20 protein-coding genes are annotated in these 23,738 nt (G+C 64.8%); 8 read left to right on the top strand and 12 right to left on the bottom strand.

All coding sequences use genetic code 11. From position 1 onward, the window contains the following. Positions 1–109 precede the first annotated feature (109 nt). A complete protein-coding gene (locus ACIOVF_RS15375; protein WP_401290548.1) occupies positions 110–1,252 on the bottom strand; it encodes an acyl-CoA dehydrogenase family protein in 1,143 nt (380 codons plus the stop codon). A 226-nt stretch (positions 1,253–1,478) separates the two neighbouring features. Between ACIOVF_RS15375 and ACIOVF_RS15370 the strand changes: the two genes are divergently transcribed. From ACIOVF_RS15370 to ACIOVF_RS15335, 8 genes are all read left to right on the top strand, one after another. Next, positions 1,479–3,275: an acyl-CoA dehydrogenase gene (locus tag ACIOVF_RS15370; RefSeq protein WP_401290545.1), complete on the top strand. Its 1,797-nt coding sequence runs from the start codon at positions 1,479–1,481 to the stop codon at positions 3,273–3,275. Between the two features lie 64 nt (positions 3,276–3,339). Continuing rightward, the gene (locus tag ACIOVF_RS15365) at positions 3,340–5,142 is read left to right on the top strand and encodes an acyl-CoA dehydrogenase (RefSeq protein WP_045198945.1); all 1,803 of its coding nucleotides are present in this window, start codon (positions 3,340–3,342) and stop codon (positions 5,140–5,142) included. A 40-nt stretch (positions 5,143–5,182) separates the two neighbouring features. After that, positions 5,183–7,294 carry a 3-hydroxyacyl-CoA dehydrogenase NAD-binding domain-containing protein gene (locus ACIOVF_RS15360; protein ID WP_045198943.1) on the top strand — a complete coding sequence of 704 codons (2,112 nt, stop codon included), beginning with the start codon at positions 5,183–5,185 and terminating at the stop codon, positions 7,292–7,294. 31 nt (positions 7,295–7,325) lie between these two features. Further along, on the top strand, positions 7,326–8,114 hold the full coding sequence (locus ACIOVF_RS15355) for an SDR family NAD(P)-dependent oxidoreductase (protein WP_045198941.1): 789 nt from the start codon (positions 7,326–7,328) through the stop codon (positions 8,112–8,114). Positions 8,115–8,474: 360 nt separating this feature from the next. Continuing rightward, the gene (locus tag ACIOVF_RS15350) at positions 8,475–8,777 is read left to right on the top strand and encodes a DUF6124 family protein (protein ID WP_052676534.1); all 303 of its coding nucleotides are present in this window, start codon (positions 8,475–8,477) and stop codon (positions 8,775–8,777) included. A 109-nt stretch (positions 8,778–8,886) separates the two neighbouring features. Next, the gene (locus tag ACIOVF_RS15345) at positions 8,887–9,918 is read left to right on the top strand and encodes a hypothetical protein (protein WP_401290540.1); all 1,032 of its coding nucleotides are present in this window, start codon (positions 8,887–8,889) and stop codon (positions 9,916–9,918) included. 42 nt (positions 9,919–9,960) lie between these two features. Beyond that, positions 9,961–10,686 carry a hypothetical protein gene (locus ACIOVF_RS15340; protein WP_401290537.1) on the top strand — a complete coding sequence of 242 codons (726 nt, stop codon included), beginning with the start codon at positions 9,961–9,963 and terminating at the stop codon, positions 10,684–10,686. 73 nt (positions 10,687–10,759) lie between these two features. After that, positions 10,760–11,539: a YcxB family protein gene (locus tag ACIOVF_RS15335; RefSeq protein ID WP_258717098.1), complete on the top strand. Its 780-nt coding sequence runs from the start codon at positions 10,760–10,762 to the stop codon at positions 11,537–11,539. Here the strand turns inward: ACIOVF_RS15335 and ACIOVF_RS15330 are convergent. The 11 genes from ACIOVF_RS15330 to ACIOVF_RS15280 form a co-directional block, all read right to left on the bottom strand. Further along, positions 11,440–12,369: an AEC family transporter gene (locus ACIOVF_RS15330; protein ID WP_045198935.1), complete on the bottom strand. Its 930-nt coding sequence runs from the start codon at positions 12,367–12,369 to the stop codon at positions 11,440–11,442. The two genes, ACIOVF_RS15335 and ACIOVF_RS15330, sit on opposite strands and share 100 nt — an antisense overlap. A 5-nt stretch (positions 12,370–12,374) precedes the next feature. Further along, positions 12,375–13,427, bottom strand: coding sequence for an FAD-binding oxidoreductase (locus ACIOVF_RS15325; protein ID WP_195883996.1), 1,053 nt, complete (start codon positions 13,425–13,427; stop codon positions 12,375–12,377). Beyond that, complete coding sequence (locus tag ACIOVF_RS15320) at positions 13,417–13,767, bottom strand: cupin domain-containing protein (RefSeq protein ID WP_401290532.1); 351 nt, start codon at positions 13,765–13,767, stop codon at positions 13,417–13,419. The genes ACIOVF_RS15325 and ACIOVF_RS15320 overlap by 11 nt, the downstream gene beginning before the upstream one ends. After that, the gene (locus ACIOVF_RS15315) at positions 13,764–14,933 is read right to left on the bottom strand and encodes a CaiB/BaiF CoA-transferase family protein (protein WP_045198930.1); all 1,170 of its coding nucleotides are present in this window, start codon (positions 14,931–14,933) and stop codon (positions 13,764–13,766) included. Before ACIOVF_RS15315 ends, ACIOVF_RS15320 begins: the two co-directional genes overlap by 4 nt. After that, positions 14,930–16,474, bottom strand: coding sequence for a methionine--tRNA ligase (locus ACIOVF_RS15310; RefSeq protein WP_401290529.1), 1,545 nt, complete (start codon positions 16,472–16,474; stop codon positions 14,930–14,932). Before ACIOVF_RS15310 ends, ACIOVF_RS15315 begins: the two co-directional genes overlap by 4 nt. Beyond that, a complete protein-coding gene (locus ACIOVF_RS15305; RefSeq protein ID WP_401290526.1) occupies positions 16,467–17,756 on the bottom strand; it encodes an acetyl-CoA carboxylase biotin carboxylase subunit family protein in 1,290 nt (429 codons plus the stop codon). Before ACIOVF_RS15305 ends, ACIOVF_RS15310 begins: the two co-directional genes overlap by 8 nt. An 11-nt stretch (positions 17,757–17,767) precedes the next feature. After that, entirely contained in the window at positions 17,768–19,126 is a 1,359-nt protein-coding gene (locus tag ACIOVF_RS15300) for a lysine N(6)-hydroxylase/L-ornithine N(5)-oxygenase family protein (protein ID WP_401290523.1), read from the bottom strand. A 52-nt stretch (positions 19,127–19,178) separates the two neighbouring features. Beyond that, a complete protein-coding gene (locus ACIOVF_RS15295) occupies positions 19,179–20,315 on the bottom strand; it encodes an FAD-binding oxidoreductase (protein ID WP_258717092.1) in 1,137 nt (378 codons plus the stop codon). Further along, on the bottom strand, positions 20,312–21,649 hold the full coding sequence (locus ACIOVF_RS15290) for a KamA family radical SAM protein (protein ID WP_045198925.1): 1,338 nt from the start codon (positions 21,647–21,649) through the stop codon (positions 20,312–20,314). Before ACIOVF_RS15290 ends, ACIOVF_RS15295 begins: the two co-directional genes overlap by 4 nt. Positions 21,650–21,887: 238 nt before the next feature. Next, a complete protein-coding gene (locus tag ACIOVF_RS15285; RefSeq protein ID WP_401290519.1) occupies positions 21,888–22,775 on the bottom strand; it encodes an oxaloacetate decarboxylase in 888 nt (295 codons plus the stop codon). 9 nt (positions 22,776–22,784) lie between these two features. After that, positions 22,785–23,690 (bottom strand): amidohydrolase family protein, encoded by a 906-nt coding sequence (locus ACIOVF_RS15280; protein WP_401290516.1) that lies wholly within the window; start codon positions 23,688–23,690, stop codon positions 22,785–22,787. Positions 23,691–23,738 lie beyond the last annotated feature (48 nt).

Below are 23,738 nucleotides of genomic sequence, written 5' to 3'. Positions count from 1 at the left end.
GGCTTGCGTGGCCACGTTCTGTTGTTTTTATGTCGGATTTTGTACCTGAAGATCAGCCAAAAGTCAGCCTCCCCCCCTTAAGTGAGGGGGGAGCGCCAGCTCTGTGCGCTCAGAGCGTGCGGGCCACCAGTTCGCGCATGATGTCGTTGGCTCCGCCATAGATACGGTTGACCCGGCTGTCCAGGTAGTGGCGGGCCACCGGGTATTCGAGCATGTAGCCGTTGCCGCCGTGCAGTTGCAGGCACTGGTCGACCACCTTGGAGTACAGCTCGGTACACCACAGCTTGGCCGCCGCAGCCGCTTGCGGGCTAAGCTCGTGCGCGAGGATCAGTTCCATGCAACGGTCGGTGTAGGTCTGGCCAATTACGACCTCGGTCTTCAGCTCCGCAAGCTTGAAGCGCGAATTCTGGAATTCGATGATCGGTTTGGCGAACACCTTGCGCTCGCGGGTGTAGGCAATGGTTTGTTCCAGTACCGCCTGGCTGGCGGCAATAGCCAGGATGCCGATGCTCAGGCGCTCCCAGGCCAGTTCTTTCATCAGCTGATAGAAGCCCTGGCCCGGCTCGGCGCCGAGCACGTTGGCCCTGGGCACGCGGACGTCCTGGAAAAACAGCATGGTGGTGTCCTGGGCGTGCAGGCCAACCTTGCGCAGCGGCCTGGACTTGCTGACCCCGGTGCGGTCGGCCTCGACCAGAATCAGCGAGATGTCGCGCGAGCCTTTACCGCTGTTGCCGGTCTTGGCGATCACCACGATAAGGTCGCAGTTGGTGCCGTTGGAAATAAAGGTTTTGGCGCCGTTGATCAGGTAGTCGTCACCATCGAGCACGGCGCGGGTCTTGACCGCCTGCAGGTCTGAGCCGGTGTCCGGTTCAGTCATGGCCACGGCGGCAATCACCTCGCCGCTGGCCATTCTCGGCAGCCACTCAAGCTTTTGCGCCTCGGTACCGAAGTTGATCAGGTAGCCGGCACAGATGTCATGCACATTGAAACCACTCAGCCCCGACAACCCTGCCCGGGCTACCTCCTCCACCGCGACCATGGAAAACCGCCGGTCCAGGCCCAGGCCGCCATAGGCCTCCGGTGTCGTGGCATTGAGCATGCCCAGCGCGCCGGCACGCTGCCAGATCTCCCGGGGCACCCGCTGATCTTCCTCCCACTGTTCGTGGAAGGGGGCGCAGGCTTCGTCAAGAAAACGCCGGACCGTGTGGCGAAACGCCTCGTGCTCGGGCTCGAAAAGAGTGCGTGGGATCATGCTGACCTCAGAGTGGCAGTGGATGCGATGGCTTCACCTTAAGCCGTCGTGTGCAGGGCACGCCCCCTCCTGGCGGGTAGGTCGGCGCTGCGTCGCCCTTGCCCACCCTTCCGGGGTGGGCGCCTGCCCTGGTTCGATCTGTTGAACTTGCCCTCAGCGCCTGTACGGACATACCACCTTTTCGGAGTCTTCATGAGCCTCAACAACATCGGCCAGGGATCCAGCCATGAGTGAATACCACGCGCCGCTGCGCGACATGCAGTTTGTTCTCAACGAATTGGGTTACCTGGAACAAGTGCTGGGGCTACCCGGCTGCAGCCACCTGGACGTCGAGCTTGTCGACGCCATCCTCAGTGAAGCCGGCAAGTTCGCCCATGGCGTGTTGGCGCCGCTGAACGTCAGCGGAGATCGTCAAGGTGCGCGCTGGCTCGACGGCGAGGTACGCACCGCCAGCGGTTGGCGCGAGGCTTACCAGCGTTTTACCGAGGGTGGCTGGAACGCCCTGTCCTGTGCTCCCCAGTTCGGTGGCCAGGGCTTGCCGCGGGTGGTCTCGGCGCTGGTGGAGGAAATGTGGAACGCTGCCAACCTGTCGTTCGGCCTGTGCCCGATGCTCACCCGCGGCGCCATCGAGGCGATCGAGTTGCGCGGCTCGGCTTACCTCAAGCACACCTACCTGGCGAAGATGATCAGCGGCCAGTGGACCGGTACCATGAACCTCACCGAACCCCAGGCCGGTTCCGATCTGGCGGCGGTACGCACCCGTGCCGAACCGGCAGGCGACGGCACGTTCCGTATCAAGGGCCAGAAGATTTTCATCACTTACGGCGAGCACGATCTGGCCGAGAACATCGTCCACCTGGTCCTGGCCCGCACCCCCGGGTCACCGGCCGGGGTCAAGGGGATCTCGCTGTTCGTCGTGCCGAAATACCTGGTCGAGGCCGACGGCCGCCTGGGCGCGCGCAACGATGTGCGCTGCACTGCTATCGAACACAAGCTGGGCATCCACGCCAGCCCGACTGCAGTGCTCGCCTTTGGCGACGGCGATGGCGCCACCGGCTGGCTGGTCGGCGAAGAGCACCGCGGCCTGGGATACATGTTCATCATGATGAACGCCGCCCGCTTCAGTGTCGGCATCGAAGGCGTCGGCCTCAGCGAGCGCGCCTACCAGCGAGCCCGTAGCTATGCCCGCGATCGTATCCAGGGCAGCGAGATTGGTGCATCAACGCGCAGCGATGTCGCGATCATCCGCCACCCGGACGTACGGCGCATGCTCCTGTCGATGAAAGCCCGCACCGAAGCCATGCGCGCCCTGGCCTGTGAAGTCGCCGCGGCAATGGACTGCGCCGAACGCCACCCAAGCCCCGCCGCCCGCCTGGAATGGCAGGCGCTGGTGGAGCTGATGATCCCGGTCGTCAAGGGCTGGAGCACCGAAAACGCCGTCGACATCACCTCACTTGGCATCCAGATTCACGGTGGCATGGGCTACATCGAAGAAACCGGCGCCGCCCAGCACCTGCGCGATGCGCGCATCACCACGCTGTACGAGGGCACCACCGGCATCCAGGCCAGCGACCTGATCGGCCGCAAGATCGCCCGCGACGGCGGCAAGGCCATCGCCACACTTGGCCAGCAAATCCAGCAGGTGATCGAAGCGCTGACGGCGACGGACGATGCGCAGCTGCAGGCTAACGCTGGCAACCTGGGCAAGGCCCTGATTGCCCTGAATGCCAGCGTCGCATTCATCGTTGCTCAATTTCCCCTGCAGCCTGCCCGTGTTGCCGCCGGTGCCGTGCCGTTCCTCGAGCTGCTGGGCATCGTCGCTGGTGGCTGGCAGATGGCCCGTTCGGCGCTGGTCGCGCACCGCCAGCTCAAGGTCGGCAACGCCGACCAGGGCTTCTATCGCGGCAAGTTGCTTACCGCGCGCTTTTACGCTGATCACTGGCTGCCGCAGGCCGAGAGCCTGTCGCGCATCGTCGTCCAGGGCGCCGATGCCGTGCTCGAGATGCCAGACCAGCAGTTCTGAATCCTTTTGTTTGACCCTGGCCGCGCCGTCAACGGCGGCGGGCCGACCTGTACGAGACACGACGATGACCGACGCCTTGTTGAACGAACGTGAACTGCAGTTCCAGCTCTACGAACTGCTCGATACCCAGGCACTGCTGCAACGCCCGCGCTACGCCGAGCACGACCGGGCGGTGTTTGACGCCACCTTGCAGACCGCACGGGGTATCGCCGCCGAATACTTCGCCCCGCACAACCAGAAAGGCGACGCCAACGAGCCGACCTTCGACGGCGAGAACGTGCGCCTGATCCCTGAAACCAAGGCCGCCTGGGACGCCTTCGCCGAGGCGGGCTTTCTCGCCGCCCACCACGACGTCGACGATGGCGGCCTGCAACTGCCGGAAGTGATCCTGCGCGCCAGCATGGCCTACTTCAACGCCGCCAATATCGCCACGGTAAACTACTCGTTCCTGACCATCGGGGCTGCCAACCTGGTCAAGAGCTTCGCCAGCGCCTCCCTGCGCGAACGCTTTTTGGCGCCGATGCTCGACGGCCGTTACAGCGGCACCATGGCCCTGACCGAACCCGGCCAAGGCTCGGCCCTTGGCGACCTGCGCACCCTGGCGCGCCCGGCGGGCGATGGCAGCTATCGCCTGTTCGGCCAGAAGATGTTCATTTCCGGTGGTGACCAGGACCTCACCGCCAATATCCTGCACATGGTGCTGGCTCGTATCGAGGGCGCGCCGGCCGGCACCCGTGGCATTTCATTGTTCCTGGTACCCAAGTTCCTGGTTGAACCGGATGGCAGCCTGGGCGCACGCAACGATGTCGCCCTGGCCGGGCTGCTGCACAAGCTGGGTAACCGCAACACCACCTCGACCGTGCTGAATTTCGGCGAACAGGCCGGTGCCGTCGCTTACCTGGTCGGCGAGGCCAACCAGGGCCTGGCCTGCATGTTCCAGATGATGAACGAAGCGCGCATCGGCGTGGCCCTCGGCGCTTCGGCGCTGGCCTACCAGAGCTATATCCATGCCCTGGACTACGCCCGCGAACGCCCCCAGGGCCGCTTGCCCGGGGCCAAAGACCCGCTGTCGCCACAGGTGCGCATCGTCGAGCACGCCGATGTGCGGCGCATGCTGCTGCAACAGAAGACCTACGCCGAGGGCAGCCTGGCGCTGTGCCTGTACGCCAGCAGCCTGTACGAAGATGCCCATACTGCGCCCGACCCGGCAACCCGCCGCGAGGCCGGGGAGCTGCTTGACCTGCTGATTCCCATGGTTAAGTCCTACCCGTCGAAGTATGGCGTGCTCGCCTCGGACATCGGCGTACAGATCCTCGGCGGCTCGGGCTACATCCGCGAGTATCCGCTGGAGCAGTACTACCGCGACAACCGCCTCAACCCAATCCATGAAGGCACCGAAGGCATCCACGGCCTCGATCTGCTCGGGCGCAAGCTTCAGCAAAACCACGGCGCCGGCTACCAGTCGTTCCTCACCCAGGTGCGTCTGACCCTCGACGCAGCCGGCACTGACGATCGCTGCGCCGCCATCGCCTACCTGCTCAGTGGTGCACTGGAGCGCTTGCAGCAGGTCACCGACAGCCTGCTCGGCCAGGTCGCCGCCGACGCCAGGCGCGGCCTGGCCAACGCCACCTCTTACCTCGACCTGTTCGGCCGGGTGCTGGTGGGCTGGTTGTGGTTGCGCATGGCTCTGGTCGCCAGCCGCGCCCTGGGCGCCGGGGCAGCCGACAGCGAAGCGGACTTCTACCACGGCAAGTTGCAAGCGGCGCGCTACTTCATGGACTGGGAGCTTGCCGGTATCGACGCCCAGGCGCGACTGCTGGCCAGCGCCAACAGCACAAGCCTCGACATGCAGGACCGCTGGTTCTGAACCCCACTTTGACGTTCAAGCGCTTTGCCAAGGAGTCACCATGAACCCGCTGGTCACCTACCACCTGCAAGACAACCTGGCCCTGATCGGCCTCGCCCGGCCACCGGTCAATGCCCTCGGCCAGCCACTGCGCGCTGCCCTGCTTGAAGCCTGCGAACAGGCCGGTGCCGACCACGCGGTACAGGCCATCGTGCTGTTCGGCGCCAATGGGCTGTTCAGCGCCGGCGCCGACATCGGCGAGTTCGGCAGTCCGGCATCCTTCGCCACGCCGGATCTGCCCGGCCTGCTCACCCGCCTGACCCACCTCGACAAGCCGATAGTCGCGGCCATCGGCAAGCTGGCCCTGGGCGGCGGCCTGGAACTGGCGCTGGCCTGCGGCTATCGCGTTGGCGAACCGCAGACCCGTGTCGGCCTGCCGGAAATCACCCTCGGCCTGTTGCCCGGCGCCGGTGGCAGCCAGCGCCTGCCGCGGCTGATCGGCGCACAGCCGGCGCTGGAACTGATGATCAACGGCGCCCCGCTGCCTGCCCAACGCGCCCATGAGCTGGGTATCCTCGACCGCCTCGCGCCCAGCCCGGAGCAACTGCTCGAATACGCCTGCAGCTTTGCCCGCGAACTGCTCACCGGCAACGCACCGGCCCAGCCGCCCGCCCCCTTCCCGGAACCCGCCAAGGGGCTGGCGGCGGACTACTTCGACAGTTACTTGAGCGTCAACGCGCCACGCTGGAAAACCCGCCTGGCACCGCGCCTGGTGGTGTCGGCGGTCCAGGCCGCTTGCACGCTGCCGTTGGCCCAAGGCCTGCAGCGCGAGCTTGCGTTGTTCAAGCAGGCAGAGGCCTCGCGCCAGTCTGAAGCACTGCGCCATGTGTTCTTTGCCGAACGCGAGGCTGGCAAAGTCCCGGGCATCGGCGCCGATACCCCGCTGCGCACCATCAACCGGGTCGCGGTGATCGGTGCCGGCACCATGGGTGGCGGCATCGCCATGAACTTCGCCAATGCCGGTATCCCGGTTACGCTCCTGGAACGTCAAGGGGACGCCCTGGACCGCGGCCTGGCGCAGATCCGCCAGACCTACGGCATCAGCGTCAAGCGTGGCAGCTTGAGCGAAGCCCAACGGGAACAGCGCATGGCCCTGCTCAGCGGCACCCTTGACTACGACGACCTGGTCGATGCCGACCTGGTGATCGAGGCCGTGTTCGAGCAGCTGCAGGTCAAGCAGGAGGTGTTCCGCCAGCTGGATCGGGTGTGCAAACCGGGCACGATTCTGGCGACCAACACCTCGTCGCTGGACGTCGACCAGATCGCCGCCGTGACCTCGCGCCCGCAAGACGTTATCGGCCTGCACTTCTTCAGCCCGGCCAACGTCATGCGCTTGCTGGAAGTGGTCAACGCCGACAGGACTGTTGGCGATGTGCTGGCGACCACCCTGAAAATCGCCCGGATCATTGGCAAGATCCCGGTGGTGTCGGGCGTGTGCTTCGGTTTTATCGGCAACCGCATGCTCGAACCCTACGCCCGCGAAGCCCACCGCCTGGTGCTCGAAGGCGCGACCCCGGCCCAGGTCGACGGCGTGCTCAGCGCCCTGGACCTGAACATGGGAGTGTTCAGCATGCTCGACCTCGCCGGTATCGACGTGAACTTCCTGGTACGTGATGCAAACCGCGCGGCCATTGCCCATGACGACAGCTACTGCCGCATCGGTGACGAGCTCTACCGCCTGGGCCGCCATGGGCAGAAAACCGGACGCGGCTTCTATCAATATGAAGGTCGCGAGCGCCACGCCGACTACGAAGTGGTGGCCCTGGCCGAGCGCCTGGCCGGTGAACTGCACATCCCCCGACGGCGCATCGATGACGGCGAGATACATGCCCGCTGCCTGTTCATGTTGATCAACGAAGGCATGCAACTGCTCGACGAAGGCATTGCCCTGCGCGCTGGCGACATCGACCTGGTGTGGATCAACGGCTATGGTTTCCCGGCCCATCTCGGTGGCCCGATGCACTACGCCGAGCAGTTCGGCCTGGACAAGGTCCTGGCCGGTATCCAGCACTATCGCACGGCGCTGGGCGACTATGGCCAGATGTGGTTCACCCCGGCGCCGTTGCTCGAGCGCCTGGTAGCCGCCGGCAAAACCCGTATCGAACGCTACTGAGCCAGCCCCTTTGACAACCAGGACCTGCTCGATGAAACAAAACCTAGACCTTGGCTGCACCTTCTCTCTTGCCGGCCGTACGCTGATGGTAACCGGCGCTTCCAGTGGCATTGGCGCGCACCTGGCCCGCGTCGCCGGGCGCGCCGGTGCCCGGGTGGTGCTCGCGGCGCGGCGGGTCGAGCGCTTGCAGGAACTGGCGCAAATCATCGGTGAAGACGGTAGCCAGGCCATTGCCGTAGCGATGGATGTGACCGAACGGGCCAGCGTCGAAGCCGCGTTCGATGCCGCCCAGGCGGCCTTCGGGGTGGTGGATGTGCTGCTCAACAATGCCGGCATCGGCCAGGGCCAGCGGGTGCTGGAGATCAGCGAAGAGGACTGGCGCGCCATGCTCTCGACCAACCTCGACGGCGTCTGGCGCGTGGCCCAATGCGCCGCCCAGCGCCTGGCGCAGGCCGGGCGTGGCGGTAGCATCGTCAACATCGCCTCCATGCTCGGTGTGCGCGTGGGTACTGGCTACAGCCACTACTGCGCCGCAAAGGCTGGTGTTGTGCAGTTGACCAAGTCATTGGCCCTTGAGCTTGCGCGTTATGAGATACGAGTCAACGCCATTGCACCGGGCTACTTCAAGACCGAGATGAACGATGCCTATTTCGACAGTGCAAAGGGCCAGGCCTACATTCGCGACGCGGTGCCCATGCGTCGCCTGGGGCAACTGGCGGAACTTGAAGGGCCGTTCCTGCTGTTGGCCAGCCAGGCCGGCACTTATATGTCGGGTGCGGTGCTGGCGGTAGATGGCGGGCAGTTGGTGGGGAGTTTGTAAGCGCGTGACGCTCAATCGGGCGGTGACAGTCAATTGTTCCCACAGTGATCGGCGACAAATCGCGATTATGTAGGTGTTTTCTGTAAGACCGTTCTGAATCATACTTCCGCCGCCGTTGCGCTATTGTGCCGAGCCTTTTATGGCCCTAGGCTGCTGCCGTCGTTGGAAGATCAACGATCGGATTTAGCAGTCCGGAACATTCATATGAGGTCGACGGCACACCGCTGTTATGGCGGTTGTACGTGGGGCGCCTTCGGGTGCGCCGGGGTCCTCTATGACCGGTCTGCTAACCCGCGTACAGCTGCCACCCTTCGTTTAGCAGCGAGTCGTGGTTGCTCCACTCCTACATAGAGGTCAACCATGAAAAAGCCAGTCCCCGATCCCCCCAGCCTCGACCTTTCCACCGCAACCACCGCCAGCACCCCGTTTGGCAGCAATCACATGTTCACTGTTCGCGCCGGTATTCCTGCCGAAGAAGCACTGCTGCATGCCTGCCAGTTGCTGGAATGCGCCGAGGCCACGGTCAGCGACGCGCTCGACCACCTGACGCTCAACGACCACTCCCTGGTGTACGGCGCCGGCCAGCACATCGAGACGGCGCGGGCGCTGATCGATGCCGTGCTTGATGGTGGGGGCGTGAACCGGGTCTTTAGCCCCCGCTAGACGGTGGGATCAGGGGCGAGTGGAGCAAGGGCAGCTATTGGCTCAATACCCCAGGAGCCAATCATTGGCTATCATGCCTGCCCGTCAGACAACCGGAAGTCCGATCCTCATGCTCAAGCCCCTGGCCCTGCTGACTCTCGCTGGTGCGTGTGGCTACGCCAGTGCCGCATCCAGCGACCTTGCCGGCGTCTGGCAAGGCACTCTGGGCAAAGCGCCAATCACCGCCTGTTTCAACGCCGCCCCCGAGCGCAACGGTAGCTACTACTACCAGCGCTTTCTCACGCCGATCCCGCTAGCCCAGGAAAACCCCGGCGAACCCTGGGCCGAACACGGCAATACGGGTTTCTGGCACCTGGACGCACCCCAGGGCGATCACCTGAGCGGAACCTGGCGCAAGGCCCCGGGCGCCACGCCGCTACCTCTGGCGCTGACACGCACCAGCGCCGAAGGCTGTGGTGGCGACGCCTTCAACCAGCCGATGGAGGCAGCCCCGCTGCCGGTCAAGGTCGAGAAGAAAACCTTCGGCGAGCACGCCTATCAAGTACGCACCCAAGGCGCCCAGGTCACCTTGAAGCTCAACGGCGACAGCCCGGCCATCCATAAAATCAATCAACACCTGGCCCGCCTGGCCGCAAGCCCCGAGGGCCAGAACACCTTCTTCAGCGAACGCCGCGAGTTCCTCGGCCGCAACGGCTCCGCCGCAACCAGCGAGATCAGTGTCGAGCCCACCTACTGGTCATCACAGTGGATCACCGTCAGGTTCTACCGCTGGAGCGCAGGCTATGGTCGCGGCGGCATCAGTTGGGGCCTGCACAGCTGGAACCTGCAAACCGGCGAAAGCGTCGACCCCTGGACCTGGATCGGTACGCGCTTTGCGTGGGACAGCCCCTACACCGGGCATGTCGAACTGCCGAAAAAATTCGCCAGCTGGTTGCAGACCCAGGCCAGCGCAGACAGCGATTGCCCGGATGTCGCCAGTTACAGCAGCTACGACCTGAGTTTCGACACCCAGGGCCTGCGCCTGGCCAACCAGCCCAGCGGCGATGGCTGTGATGTCGACCTGAGCTTCACCTGGCAACAACTGCAGCCGCTGCTCTCGGCGCAGGGTCGGGCCGCGCTGCCGAGCTTGCAGGTGCCGTGACAGGTTCGCCAAACATAGACAACTCCCCGAGGTAGCCAGTCAATGGACCCGACCGACACCCAGGCCCTGCAGCAACTGCGCAGCGCCATCCCCATCGGCCTGCGCCATGCCCTGGCCTTGCTGGAGCGCTGCGCAGGCGACCCGCAGCAGGCCGCCGAGTGCTACAAGGCCGAACTGCTGCAGGTGCTGGTGGACAAGTCCGGGCTGCCCGCCGATCAGGCCCGGGCGCACCTGCATGGCGCAGGCTATGACCTGAGCCGCGCCTTGAGCGCCATCGAGCAGATGCGCTACAGCCTGACCGAGCGCATCTTGCGCCAGCATCACCAGGACAAGGGCCGCGCCCTGGACCTGATAGCCCAGGCGCTGGAAACCGCCGAGCAACTGCCGCGCCAGTACTGGCTGGACTTCGCACAGCTGGAGCAACTGCCCCCGGCTACCCGCTGCTTCATGGTGTTGCACGAATGGCTGGCCTTCGAGGACTGGGAAGGCTTTGACTGTGCCCTGCACTTTCATTTGCCGCAGGCCATCGCCCAGCTTCGGCACCTGCAGCGGGATGCGCTGGCCGATACCCTGGACCAGGCCGAGCAACGCCAGCAACAACTGCGGGCAGCCCATGCCGGGGGCGAAAGCGCCGCAGAGTTTGCCGTTCGGGTCAACCAGGATGCGCTGTTCAACACCTGCCAGCAGCGCTTCAGTGAGCAGCGCGCGCACCTCGATGAGTGCCTGTACGCGTGGGTAGAGCGCCATATCGAGCAGTTCCCCGCCTGAAACGGGGTCGTCAGGCTGCAAAAGCCGGTAGACTGCCGCCCTCACCGAACACGGACCTCGGATCAACGCCGCCATGGAACTGCACTTCAGCATCACCGCCGCCCATCTTCACACCTGGATGGCCGAACGGCTCGAGCAGGAATTGCTCAAGCAGGATCAGCAGCAAGCGCGGGCCATGGCCACCTTTGCCCGTTGGCAAAGCCGCCTGGTCGGCCCGCTGATGTTCACCCTGTGCCTGGTCGGCGGCTTGCTGGCGATCTATTTCCCCGAACGACGCTTCACCCCGCAAAAGGTCATCACCCTGGGGCTGTTCGTGCTGCTGTTCATCCCGCTCTGGTGGCGTTTTTCCGGGCGCTGGATCAAGCACCTGCAAGCACGCATCGCCGCCAACCACGCCAAGCCCCGGGCACCGTTGCGCGGGCTCAATCAGCGGCTGATCGAAGCCCGCTTGCGGGCGCCACTGAAATCGCTTGAAAGCACCTATTGCCTGCGCTTCGACGAGCAGGGCTTTAGCCTCGACAAAGCCGGTGCCGGCACCAGCAGCCTGGCCTGGGAACAGATCGCGCAGGTGCTGGAAACGCCTTACTGCTACCTCGTGGCCAGCGCGCCGATGGTGAGCCAGGGCCAGTCCTTGGTGATTGTCAAAGACAGCGAGCTGATGCCGCCTGAGCAATACCAGCAAGGCTTGCGTGCGTTCCTCGGCCACTGCCCGGTGGCGCCCTCGACAATCGTTGAGGCCACCGGGCACACCGATCAGGGTACGGCCATCACTGATAGCGAGCCGGCCAGCAGGAACATCGGCACGAACGACAGCACCGTGGACACCGCCACGACGAACGCCATCAGCCGATGATCGCCACCATACTGGGTTGCCAGCACATATGAATTGCTCGCACAGGGCGCTACCGAGTACAGCAGCACCAGCGTGGCGACCAAAGGCGGCACGGGCCAGGCGCTGATCAGCGCATAGGCCAGCAGCGGGAACAGCCCCAGGCGGATGCTAGCGGTGAGCAAGCCGGTCTTGCACAAGCGGGCAAACTCGCCACTGGGTATCTGCAAGGCCGCCCCGACGCAGATCAGGCTCAACGGCAAGGCCGGTGCACCCAGTGCGCTCAGCGGCTGGGCAAGCGCTTGCGGCAGCAGCACGCCGCTCAGGTTGAGGGCAAGCCCCGCGCCACTGGCGAGGATCAGCGGGTTGAGGCAAACCTTCAGGACAATCCCCCACACCGAGCCGTCCCTGCTGCCGAACGCCAGCAATACCACGGTATTGGAAATCGCCACCATGTAGGCAACCACCACCGCTGCAACGCCGTAGTCCTCGGGCGTGAGCAACTGCGAGGCCACCGACAGGAAGATGAAACTGTTGAAGCGCACCGAGCCCTGCATGATCGAGGTGAAGGTTGCATGCACCACGCGCAGGTAGCGACAGCCCAGCAGTACGCCCAAGGTAATCACCAGGGTGACCGCACCGAGGATCAGCACCGTCGATTTGGCCGTGCTGCCCATGGTGCCGGCGGTGGCGATGGTATGCACCAGGTACGCCGGAAAGAACAGCCAGTGGGTGAGCTTCTCGGCGCCCTTCCAGAAGCCGCTGTCCAGCCACTCGCCACGCCTGAGCACGACACCGATCAGGATCAATATGAATGACGGCGCAATGGCCGCCAGCGCTGTTGCTGCATGCATGATGCTCAGGTTTCCTTGCAATGATTGATAAAGCCCGGGGCGCTGGCATCGGCCAGCAGCCCGACCGCCACCAGCGCTTCGTTTGCCAGCGCCGGGGCAAAACGCACCCCCGAGCCGGAAGCACCGACCAACGCACAGGCGCCAGGCCCCCCGGGCAGGCACACGACCCTGGGTTCGCCATCGGCGCAGTAGCTGTCAAATGCCGCGCGCGCGCGCAGCGAACGGATGGGCAGGCCGGGCAGCTCTTGTTGGAGAATGCTCTGCGCTTCGCGCGCTTCGTCGGGCAAGGCGTCGACGCGACCGTCAGCGACAGCGCGCCAGTCGGCAGAGGTGATGCTTAACAGCCAGCCATCGCGGCGCTGGTTGGGCATCACAAAGGCCTTGCGCGCTGGCATGTAGATGACCCCTTGCGTTGGGTCCGGTAGCTGTGCAGCTTGCAGGTCGAACGCCACGATCTTCTTGATCAGGCTGCCCGGGATTGCCCCCAGCAACGCGTTGCTGCGGGCACCGCTGGCGAAGATCACGCGCCGCGCCGTCACCGCGCCGGCGCTGGTCTGCAGGCACCAGGCACGGCCATCGCCGTCCAGGCGCTCAACCCGGGCGGCAAGCCGGGTCAGGCGACCCTCGCCAGGTGCCAGGTAAGCGCTCACCAGGCCCGGAACATCGATGACAAAGGCATGCCCGGCCTGGAACAAGGCCGGCTTGGCCGAGGCGCCACGGTACTGGTGCATGAGCGCTGCCAGGCGGCCTTCGAGTGGCTTGGCGTCGAACAACAGCGGCCTTTGCCCCTCGCTGGCGACAAAGCTGAACGCAACCTTGGCGACCCCCGGCCAGCGCTGGCTCAGTGCCTGGTAATGGGCGAAGGCCAGCTCCGAGCGCCGGCGCCGGCTGCCCGCGCCGCAAAACGGCGTCACCAGGCCCGCCGACAGCGCCGAGGCACTGGCGCGCTGGCCGTCATCGACCAGCATCAGTGACAAACCGGGCAAGCACTGGCGTACCCGGGCCACCAGGGTCGCGCCGACAATGCCGGCGCCGACCACCACCAGGTCAGCCTGCATGGACATTCCACCAAACGGTGCTGATGACCAGCGGTTGCACACCATCATTGTGAATCTGGTGCAGGTGATGCGGCTCGAACAGCAGCACATCGCCCTGCTCGACCCGCAGCGTGCTGCCCTGGTATTCCAGCACCCCGCCGCCGTTGGCGATCATCCAGCATTCGCGTACTGCGTGCTTGTCCGGGCGCGAGGTGCACTGGGGCGCCACGGTAAATAGCCCGCCCCTGAACGGCGTGACCCCTGCGCCCAGTCCGGCGAAGTCCGCTTGGCGCAGCACCACACCCGGTACATGCGACTCGGCGGGCAGTGGCTTGACCTTGGGGTTGGCAATGCCGTTCATGCTTTTACCTCCCGAATGGAGCGTGACAGTTGCTTGAGGATCGCCTCGCGATCCTGGTCCAGTGCCGGTGCGGCGCGACGCTTGCGTGGGTCAGGCGCGTCAGAAATCTTGATCGGCGAACCCACCAGGCGGTAGCGCCCCACTTGCGGGTCGTCGATGTCGATGAGCATGTTGCGCTCGGCCACCTGTGGATGGGCGACGGCCTGGTCGACGCGGTTGATCGGGCCGGCGGGCAGCCCGGCCGCAGCGAAGTGCTCGGTCCAGGCGCTGACCGGTTTTGCCGCCAGGGCGGCATTGAGCGTCTGTGCCAGCAATGCCTCGTTGTCCTTGCGTGCTTCGGCGCTCGAGAAGCGTGGATCGAGCAGCATGTCCGGGCGCTCAATGGCCTCGCACAGCACGGCAAACAGCTTGTCGTTGCCGGCCGCGATGATCAGCCCGCCATCGAGCGCCTGGTACACGCCAAACGGTGGGGCGATCGCCGGCCGGTAGCTGCCCACCGGCCCGGTCACCTCGCCAGTGGCGAAATAGCGCCCGATGAAGTATTCCATCAGGGCCAGCTGGCAATCGAACATGGCGATATCGACCTTCGCGCCATGCCCGCTGTGCTGGCGCTTGAGCAAGGCCATCAGCAGCCCGCAGGTAAGAAACAGGCCAGCGCTGATATCGCCGATCGACACCCCGACGCGCACCGGGGTACGTCCTGGTTCACCGGTGACGCTCATGATCCCGCCCATGCCCTGGACGATCATGTCGTAGGCGCGCCGCTGGGATGACGAACCGGTGTGCCCGAACCCCGAGGCGGCGCCGTAGATCAGCCGCGGGTAGCGCGCATGCAGGGTATCCCAGCCATAACCGAGCTTTTCCATGGTGCCTGGGCGAAAGTTTTCGGTCAGCACATCGGCGTGCTCCAGCAGGTCTTCGAAGATCTGCCGGTCTTCGGCCTTCTTCAGGTCCAGGGCGATGCTTTGCTTGCCGCGATTGAGCGACGAGAAATAGGCAGACTTATTGCCAAACCACGGGCCATAGGCGCGGGCGTCGTCGCCCTTGCCCGGCTGCTCGACCTTGATGACCCGCGCCCCATGGTCGGCCAGCAGCATGGTACAGAACGGGCCCGCCAGTACCCGGGTCAGGTCGACGATGAGCAATCCTTCAAGGGCAGGTTTCATGAGCTGGCCTCCGGTTGGCCGTTGGTGACGGCTCGGGTTGCAGCGCGGCGTTGCTGCTTGAACGCCTGCACGCTGACCTCACCCGGCTGCCCTAGCCTGTGCCAGATCGACTGCGCCAGCGTTGGCAGCAACGGACAGGCCAGCACCGCCAGGCCCTTGAGCCACCAGTACCGACTGTTGTCGTCAGCCAGGCTGGCGAACAGCGCCTCCCAGCCGGCGATGCTGCGGCTCACCGCCTGCGGATCGAAGCTGGCGAAGGTCAGGGCCTGGGCCTGCTCGGCGTAGGCTGCATCGAATGCAGCCGTCACCGGCGCATCGACCGCCGCAGCCTTGGCGGCACTGCCGAGTGCCGTGTTCACCCGCTCGATCAGGCCCGCGTAGCGGCCATTGAGGAACTGCTCGAAGTCTTGCCGGGTGAAATCCGTGCGCTGGTGAATCGGGCTGGTGCTGGCCAGGAAGTACCTTAGGGCATCGCAAGGTACCCGCCCTTCGCGGGCCATGTCCTCGACCCACACCGCCCAGCCGAGGCTGGTGGAAAACTTGCGCCCCTCCAGCGTGTAGAAGTGGTTGATGAGAAAGTGCTCGAACGGCTTGGAAAGGCCGTCGGCCATGGCCATCGCCTGGATGCTGACCAAGTGCGAAACACTGTTGTCGATGCCAAAACCATTGACCGTGATGACCGGCGAGTCGCGATCGAACGGGTTTTGCGCCAGGCCCGTCGCCCGGGCAAAGCAGTCGCCGACAAAACGCACCGCGCCAAACAGCAGGCCATGGCCAAACAGCGTCCGCGCCTGGCCGTCCAGCTGATAGGGCAAGCCCCATCCGGCATGGTTGGTGACCCGTACCCGGGCTGGCAGCCGGCGTAGATGGCGCCGGGCGATGTCGATGAATGGGTCTGGGGTCTGGGTGGCCTGCAACTGCGCGAGCAGCGCCTGCGGCTCGCGGATCTGGAAGAACAGGTTGTCCAGTGCCCGCGCGGGCACCTCTTCGCCCCAGCGTGCACGTGGCGCGCGCACCTGGTCCGGCTCGAAATGCGCGCCACAGTCTTCACAGAAGAACCCGGAAATGGCCTGATCGCACTGCGGGCAGTGCCCGGTCAGAAAGCTGCCACTGACAAACGTCTGCCTGGCGGTGGACCACGGCATCTGTTCTTCGACGCAGCTCACCTGGCCCTGGGCTCTCAAGCGATCGACCAGGTCGACATGCGCGGCCAGGTATTGCTCGCGGTGCTCGGGGTCGAGCGGATCGACGAACAGGTCGACCTGGATGTTCATGTAGGCCAGGTCGTTGATGATCCCTGCGCAGCTTTCCTGGGCCAGCGACGCGGGATCGACGTCCGCCTGCTGGGCGCGCAGCGGAATGTAGGAGTCGAAGGGGTCGCTGGCGCAGACGATGCTGGCCCGGTGGCCTTCGCGGCGCAGGTGGCGCGCCAGTATGTCCAGGTTCAGGTACGGGCCGGCGACGTGGCCAAGGTGCAGCCGGCCGTTCGGCGCCGGCATCGCCGGTACCAGCAGGTATTGTTTTGCCGTGACCTCAGACATGTGACGCCTCCCGTTGCTGAGCAATGTCCACCTTGACTTCGCTGGCCAACTGCCCGAGCACCGCGTGGATGTCGTCCTCCAAGGCGCACTGGGCAATCAGATAGGCAATTTCGTAGGCCTTGAAGCGCTCGGCGGGCAAGGCCATTTGCGCGCCCTCGCCGGCCACCACCTGAAGAAAGCGCATCTCGCTGCGTTTCCACAGGCGTTCGTAGCCTTCGACCCGGGTCACCTGGCCGGTGCGCGGCGGCATGATCACCCGTTGCCCGGCGCGGGTAGCGGCGCTGGCGATGCGATCCACGCAGCCGTCCGGGATCACCCCGCACGCCAGTTGCAGCACGGCCTGATACGGGGAGTAGCCCAGCAGGCTGTTGGGCAGCAGGTGCGAGTTGATGAACTCGCCGCCCAGGCGCCCGCCGATCTCGAGGATCTTCGGCCCTTGGGCGGTGACCATCAGGTCGACGTGAAAGCCGCACCAGTCAATGCCGGTGGCCGCGACCGCCGCGCGAACCATGGCGCAGATACGGTCCTGCAGCGCGCCGTCGAGCTGCGAAGGTGTGGTGTTTTCGTACTGGATCGGGATCGAGCGGTCGAATGTCTTGTCGATGATTGCGTTGATCACCACCCGGCCGTCGGCGACCAGCCCCGACACCGAGTGCTCGCTGCCGACCAGTTGTTCCTCAAGCAGCGCATGCTCGCCATACAGCGCGTACATCTCGCCTTTGTCCGCGGTGTTGTAGGCACGGAAGGCGCGGTACACCTGCAGCGCATCGCAGCCTTGGTCGAGCACAAAGATGCCGCGGCTGCCCGAGTTGCCGGCAGGCTTGAGCAAGGCTGGCAGGCCGACGCTTTGCAGGCCGTCAAGGAACGCCTGTTCGTCGCTGACCACGGCGTAACGGGGGTTGGCGTTGGCCACCGCGTCCAGGCAGCGGCGCGTGCGCGCCTTGTCACGCACATTGGCAGCGGCCTCGGCCGAGCTCCCCACCAGGCCCAGGCGCTGGCTCAGGCGGCTGGCCAGTTCGACCTCCAGGTCCTTCCAGGCAACGATGCCTGAGAGCGTGATGCGCTGCTCGTCGAGGTAGCCAAGAATCGCCTCCTGAGCGGCGTCATAGTCGCCCAGGCGAGTGGCGATCAGCCCTGCGCAACCCATGGACTTGAACACCTCTGGCGTGGGCGTGGCGACCAGCACTTTGAAGCCAAGCGCATGGCCCGCGGCGATTTCGGCGATCCTTTCGCCGGCCAGGGCACGGGTGTCGAGGTAGAGGATGTAAGGTGCTTCAGACATGATGTGGTCCTTCATTCAGTCAGTTGTTGGTCTTGCATCAGGAACGTCGGCGGCGCCGCTTCTGCGCCCCACTCGACCAGCCCCGGCGGCGTGCCGACGTCGTAGTGCGGCTTGCCGAGCACGGCATTGGCGATCTTGGCGCTGCGCCAGGCGGCCAGGCTGAGGTTCGGGTCGGCGATGCCGCGCAGGTGACGCGCGGCGTTCTGGAAGAACAGCCGTGGGTGGTCGGCTCGCGACCATTTCACCGAATAGTCTGCGCTGAGCTCGGGCAGGCCATTCTTCGTTGCCATCTCGAAACGCAGCGGCTGCAGCGCTGCCGGCATCTGAAACTCGGAACCGGTCGCCAGCAGCACCAGGTCGGCACCCAGGTTGCGCGTGCCGGTGGCATTGCCGATACGCAGCGCCAGCCCGTCGTCGACCGCGCGCAGCGACTCCAGGGTGGCCCCGGGCAGCAGCCGGCAGAATTGATTGCGCCCCTCGATGTAGGTCACCTCGTAAAGGCGCCGGTAGATGCTCTCGAGCAAGGCCTGGACCACCCCGTCACTGGCCATGTGCTGCTGGGCGAGTGCGCCTTGCCGTTGCTCGGCGGGCAAGCCGAAAAAGTGATCGCTGTAGCCGGGGACAAACCACTCGTTGACAAAGGGCGAGTCGTCCATCGGCAAAAAGTTGCTGCGCCGGCTGACCCACACCAGCGACGCCGGTGCGCTCGCTTCTGGCAGATTGAGCATCATCTGCATCAGTTCCGCCCCGCTCTGGCCGCCACCGATGACCACCACGCGCTTGCCGCTGACCTGCGGAGCCTTGACCACGAACTGTGAGGAATGCATCACCGCCGGCCCCAGGCAGGCTTGCGCACACTTGGGAATGAACGGCCGCTGGCCGGCACCGACCACCAGGTTGGCGGTCCTCGCCGTGCCCTTGGCGTGGTTGATCACCCACTCGTTGCCATCCCTGGACACCCGCAGCACCTCACTGTCGAACGTCAGGTTGTGCAGCGACCGGCAGACCCAGACCATGTACTGCTCGAACTCCTTGCGGCGCACCGTGGGAAAGCGCGCGTTAAGGAACGAGTAGAACCGCTCGGTATTCTTCAGGAACGCGATGAACGAATACGGGCTGCAAGGATCAGCCGGGGTTACCAGGTCCTTGAGAAAGCTGGTGGTCAGCGAAGAGTTCACATGCATCATGCCCTCGTGCCAGCGAAAGTCGGCACGGCGCTCGAAGAACATGCTCTTGAAGCCTTTGCAAGGCTCCAGCAACGCCGCCAGGCTCAGGTTGGCTGGGCCGATGCCCAGGCCGATGACGTCGAAGCGCTCGCCGTGACGCGACACGCCCTTGGCGCCTACCGACGGGATTTCATAGGTATTCATGGATAACACACTCCCTGCATGCTTCAGGAAACCGCAGCGCGCCCGGGTGGGCTCAGCGCTGGCGTGATTGCATCGGTTGCGAGCCCGTGGTGACACCGGCCTCGGTCGCCATCCTTGCCAACTGCCGCCCGCACTGCACGGCCGTGGCAATGCCACTGCCGCAGTACCCACCGCCCCAGGACACCGGGCCGCTGGCCCCCAGGCGCGGCAGGCCGTTGTCGGTAAAGCCGAGGCTGCCCGACCACACCCTGGCCACCGGGATTGCCGCAAGAGACGGGAAATAGCCAGCCAGCCGCGCCTGCAAGGCGGCGACCACGGCCTGGGGGCTGGCATCCAGCGGTACCAGGCCCAGGCGACTGCCGAACAACAAGCGGCCGTGGTGCACGCGAAAGTAATCCTTGTCGGCGGTGGCGGTGCCATAGACGCGGGCACGCCGGGATATCAGCTGCAAATCCCGCGCGCCGAGCACCTGGCTTTCGCACAGGTGGGTCTGGAACATCGTCAGCGGTTGCAACGCAGCCTCTGTGCAGAGGCCCCAGGCTTCCTCGCTGGCGATCAGTACCCGCGCCGCGTTGACCCGCGCCGCAGGCAACTGCAGGTTGACCGAGTCTGCCTGCGGATCGAGCGCAAGCACCGGGCTTGAGTAGTCGATGCGCACGCCAAGGGCCTGGGCGTGATTGCGCATGGCAAGCAGCAGACCGGCGGGATCAATCAAGGCAAAGTGCTCATTGAGCAGCCCCGCCACCACCCCTTGCGCAGCGGTTTGCGCACTGACCTGACGGGCGTCCAGCCAATGCACACCGCCGCCAAACAGCGTGCTCGCCTCGGCATGACGCTGCTTGAGCGTGCGCGCCGCATCATCATCCATTGCCAGGGTAATGTGCCCGGGCTGACGCCACTGGCAGTCGTATTCGAAGGTGTCGATCTGGCGCTTGAGTTCGCTGATCGGCTCCAGCACCGCGCGCAGGCGCTGCTGCGCATCGGCGCCTTGGGAGCCTTGCGCGTCGCGATTGGGCAAGGCCGGGGGCATGGCCGCTACCGAGCCGAAATTGAAGGCGCTGGCGTTGCCCGCCCATTCGCCGCGTTCGAAGACGCGTACGCCAAAGCCCCGGCCAGCCAGCTCGATTGCCGCACTCAAGCCACAGTAGCCGGCGCCGATGATGGCCATTTCGCAGGCCAGCGCCTTCATGCCTCACCCCGTACGAGCGCTTGCGTAGCTTGTTGTGCTCCTTGCTCGACGAACCGGCGGTATTGGGCCTCGAAGAAAAACTCCGACTGCCCCTGCGGCGGTTGCAGTTGATCGAGCCAGCAGGCGGTCTCGCTGTACCTGGCCAGGAACGGCTTGCCCAGCCAGCGGGTATCGCGCGCCTGAATGAACTTCAGCAGGAAATAGCGTTGCCCTTGCAGGTCGAGGGTTCCGCTGACCTCGACCTTGCCCGGCCCGGCGCTCATCGAGGGGCCCCGCGCGGTTTTCGCCAGGCCCGAGACGGATTCGATGGCCTCGTTGTAAATCGACAGGGCCCGCGCCAGGGGCACCTGGAAGTAGTCCTGCGGGCCGGTATCACGCTCCACGAACATGTAGTAGGGCACGATGCCCAGGCGCACTTGCTGCTCCCAGTTGCGTTTCCAGGTGCTGGCACTGTCGTTAATGTGCCTGAGTACCGGCCCCTGGGCACGGATCACGATGCCCAGTTGCTGGAGGGCAAACACTGCTTCCTCGGCGACTGGCGTGGTCAGTTCCCGCCAATGGTTCAAATGGGCCATGAGCGCGACGTTCTTGCCGCTGTCCACCAGGCGGCGCAACAGCGCCATCAACTGCGGCGTATCGGTGTCGCTGACGAAACGGTACGGCCAGTAGCTCAGTGCCTTGGTGCCGATCCTGATGGTGGTGACATGGCTCAGCGCCGGTTGCAGAAACGGTTCCAGGTAGCGCGTCAGGTGCGCGGCCGTCATCACCATGGGGTCGCCGCCGGTGAACAGCACGTCGGTCACCTCAGGGTGGCGCGCCAGGTAGCGGTGCAACTGTTCGCCATCGTTTGAAGCAAACTTCAGCGACTTGTCGCCAATGAACTGCGGCCAGCGAAAACAGAAAGTGCAGTAACTGTGACAGGTCTGACCGTGGCTGGGAAAGAACAGCACCGTTTGCGCGTACTTGTGCTGCACCCCTTGCAGCAGTTGCCCATCCAGGGAAGGCGCGTTCAACTGCTGGTGCGCCGGGTGCGGGTTCATGCCGTCGCGCACGCGCTGGATGAGCGCGTTAAGTTGCTGTTCACCGACCTCGTTGCGTACGCAATACGCCAGTTGTTCGAGGTCTTCGGCGTCAAGCATTTGCGCCTGGGGAAAGGTCAGGCGAAAGATCGGATCGTTTGGCACATCCGTCCAGTCGATCAGTTTGTTGACCACGTAATCGTTGACTTTGAACGGCAGTACACGTGCCACCAGGCTGATGGATTCCATCAGGTGGGGCGCATGCCTGACCAGTTGCGGGATCTGCCCGAGGCGCTGGTGGCTGAATACACGCATGGGCGGCGACGCCAACTGCGTTCGACGTGCACTAGTGCTCACGTTACAGGTGTTACTTGCTGAAACTTTCGTAATCAGGTTATCCATAACCACTTCCGACCTCAGATTATTAAATATTGTATTGAGTCAGTTTTCAGACGAAGGAAACCGCCACCGAAACTTCAGGGTCTCGGTGTTTCACACGTTGTTATTCAGATGCACGCAAGGACGTTGATACGCGGCAGGCGCCGCAGTTCAATTACCTTTCAGGCGCAGCGTAGTGACGCTCAAGTTGATCAAACATCGTCTTGTTCACCAGGCGCTGGCGCTCGGCGAACGGCACCACCAGCGACGGATCTTCGTCCAGGCGGCCGTCGCGCAGCAGCGTAGCCAAGGCGCGTTGCATGCCCAGTGAGGCGCTCTGCAGGCCGGCATTGGCGTAGAGCACGATGCCGTAGCCGAGCGCTGCCAGCTCATCGCGGCTCAAGGTCGGGGTCTTGCCACCGATGACGATGTTGATCAGGTTCGGCGTGCTGAACAGCGCTGGCAGGCGCCTGATGTCCTCGAGGCTTTCGGTAGCCTCGATGAACAGGATATCGGCACCCGCCTGCACATAACGGTGGGCGCGCTCGATGGCCGCCTCCATGCCTTCTACCGCGCAGGCATCGGTGCGGGCGATGATCAGCAGGTTCGGGTCCTGGCGGGCATCGACCGCCGCCTTGAGCTTGCCGACCATCTCGGCGCAACTGATCACTTCCTTGCCATTGAAATGCCCGCACTTCTTCGGCAGCACCTGGTCCTCGAACTGGATGGCATCTGCCCCGCTGCGCTCCAGCACCCGTACCGAGTGGCGCACGTTCAGGGCATTGCCGAAGCCGGTGTCGGCATCGACGATCAGCGGCAAGTCGGTGGTATCGCGAACCCGGGCGGCATGGGCAGCCATCTCGTCCAGCCCGACGAAGCCAAGGTCCGGCAGACCGAGCGCCATGTTGGTCACCCCTGCGCCGCTCAGGTACAAGGCTTGAAAACCGATATCGGCAGCGATCCGTGCGCTCAGGGCATTGAATACACCGGCGACCAGCAGCCCCTGGCGGGCTTCGACCTGGCGACGAAAAGCGGCTCTGCGCTGCAAGCTTGAAAGGCTCATGGAAACTCCTTATGGATTGAACTTGAACAGTTTCTTCGGGGTTTGGCACACCACGTCGTGGCGCTCGAGCGGGTCAGGCACCCAGTCGGCCAGCGCCGACTTCGCCGCGGCGTAATCGACCCATTGGCGGTGCTGGGTATGAGGCCAGTCACTGCCCCAGAGCAGCCGCTCACTGGTAAAGGCCTGCATCAAAAGCCGCGCGGCCCGTTGCCCAAAGGCCCGGCCGCCGGGGTCGGCAGCCGGCTGCGCACAGCGATAGGCAGCCGACAACTTGACCCACAGCCGGGCGCTGTCGCCCTGGCGCAGCAAATACTCAAAGCCCGGGTCGGCCTCGGCCTGGCGTGGGTCCGGGCGGCCAAAGTGGTCGACCACTACCTTGCAGCCGCTGGCCAGCAGTACGCTGAGCAGGCCCGGCAGGTCATGGGCCTGGCACTGCACCTCGACGTGCCAGTCCAGGGCCTTGATGCGTGCCAGAAAACCTTGCCACAGCAGGCTGCGCAGCGCCGGCAGGGGGACACCGATCAGGTTCAGCCGGACGCCGACCACACCCTGCAGCGCCAGCGCTTGCAACTGTGGCTCGTCGATATCCGGCGCGACCACCACCACGCCACGAAAGCGCGACGGATAGCGTTCGAGCGCGGCCAGCAGAAAGGTATTGTCGGTGCCAAGAAAACTCGGCTGTACCAGCACGCCATGGGAAATCCGGTTGGCTGCCAGGTGGCGGGCGTAATCATCCACGCAGGCGTTGTAGTCCGGCGTGTGTCGCCGCTCCGGAGCCAGGCGCAAGCCCTGGACGAAAACGTGAGCGTGGCTGTCTATCGCGCTGATCACCGCTGCGCCTTGTGCGCACCAACGATCGGCAAACCCTTCGGCGGTGTGTGCCTGGCTGATCGTCCTTTCGCCATCCTGGGTCATTGCGCTTCCTTGTTATTGCCTGCCAGTCTGCAAGGCTTTATTGGATCC

Source organism: Pseudomonas sp. NPDC087612 (genome assembly GCF_044743505.1).
Lineage (GTDB): Bacteria > Pseudomonadota > Gammaproteobacteria > Pseudomonadales > Pseudomonadaceae > Aquipseudomonas.
This window is presented reverse-complemented; position numbering and strand designations above follow the sequence as displayed.

Excerpts from the sequence above, each read along its gene's own strand:
- ACIOVF_RS15375 (WP_401290548.1), bottom strand. The coding sequence starts at position 1,252 with ATGATCCCACGCACTCTTTTCGAGCCCGAGCACGAGGCGTTTCGCCAC.
- ACIOVF_RS15370 (WP_401290545.1), top strand. The coding sequence starts at position 1,479 with ATGAGTGAATACCACGCGCCGCTGCGCGACATGCAGTTTGTTCTCAAC.
- ACIOVF_RS15365 (WP_045198945.1), top strand. The coding sequence starts at position 3,340 with ATGACCGACGCCTTGTTGAACGAACGTGAACTGCAGTTCCAGCTCTAC.
- ACIOVF_RS15360 (WP_045198943.1), top strand. The coding sequence starts at position 5,183 with ATGAACCCGCTGGTCACCTACCACCTGCAAGACAACCTGGCCCTGATC.
- ACIOVF_RS15355 (WP_045198941.1), top strand. The coding sequence starts at position 7,326 with ATGAAACAAAACCTAGACCTTGGCTGCACCTTCTCTCTTGCCGGCCGT.
- ACIOVF_RS15350 (WP_052676534.1), top strand. The coding sequence starts at position 8,475 with ATGAAAAAGCCAGTCCCCGATCCCCCCAGCCTCGACCTTTCCACCGCA.
- ACIOVF_RS15345 (WP_401290540.1), top strand. The coding sequence starts at position 8,887 with ATGCTCAAGCCCCTGGCCCTGCTGACTCTCGCTGGTGCGTGTGGCTAC.
- ACIOVF_RS15340 (WP_401290537.1), top strand. The coding sequence starts at position 9,961 with ATGGACCCGACCGACACCCAGGCCCTGCAGCAACTGCGCAGCGCCATC.
- ACIOVF_RS15335 (WP_258717098.1), top strand. The coding sequence starts at position 10,760 with ATGGAACTGCACTTCAGCATCACCGCCGCCCATCTTCACACCTGGATG.
- ACIOVF_RS15330 (WP_045198935.1), bottom strand. The coding sequence starts at position 12,369 with ATGCATGCAGCAACAGCGCTGGCGGCCATTGCGCCGTCATTCATATTG.
- ACIOVF_RS15325 (WP_195883996.1), bottom strand. The coding sequence starts at position 13,427 with ATGCAGGCTGACCTGGTGGTGGTCGGCGCCGGCATTGTCGGCGCGACC.
- ACIOVF_RS15320 (WP_401290532.1), bottom strand. The coding sequence starts at position 13,767 with ATGAACGGCATTGCCAACCCCAAGGTCAAGCCACTGCCCGCCGAGTCG.
- ACIOVF_RS15315 (WP_045198930.1), bottom strand. The coding sequence starts at position 14,933 with ATGAAACCTGCCCTTGAAGGATTGCTCATCGTCGACCTGACCCGGGTA.
- ACIOVF_RS15310 (WP_401290529.1), bottom strand. The coding sequence starts at position 16,474 with ATGTCTGAGGTCACGGCAAAACAATACCTGCTGGTACCGGCGATGCCG.
- ACIOVF_RS15305 (WP_401290526.1), bottom strand. The coding sequence starts at position 17,756 with ATGTCTGAAGCACCTTACATCCTCTACCTCGACACCCGTGCCCTGGCC.
- ACIOVF_RS15300 (WP_401290523.1), bottom strand. The coding sequence starts at position 19,126 with ATGAATACCTATGAAATCCCGTCGGTAGGCGCCAAGGGCGTGTCGCGT.
- ACIOVF_RS15295 (WP_258717092.1), bottom strand. The coding sequence starts at position 20,315 with ATGAAGGCGCTGGCCTGCGAAATGGCCATCATCGGCGCCGGCTACTGT.
- ACIOVF_RS15290 (WP_045198925.1), bottom strand. The coding sequence starts at position 21,649 with ATGCGTGTATTCAGCCACCAGCGCCTCGGGCAGATCCCGCAACTGGTC.
- ACIOVF_RS15285 (WP_401290519.1), bottom strand. The coding sequence starts at position 22,775 with ATGAGCCTTTCAAGCTTGCAGCGCAGAGCCGCTTTTCGTCGCCAGGTC.
- ACIOVF_RS15280 (WP_401290516.1), bottom strand. The coding sequence starts at position 23,690 with ATGACCCAGGATGGCGAAAGGACGATCAGCCAGGCACACACCGCCGAA.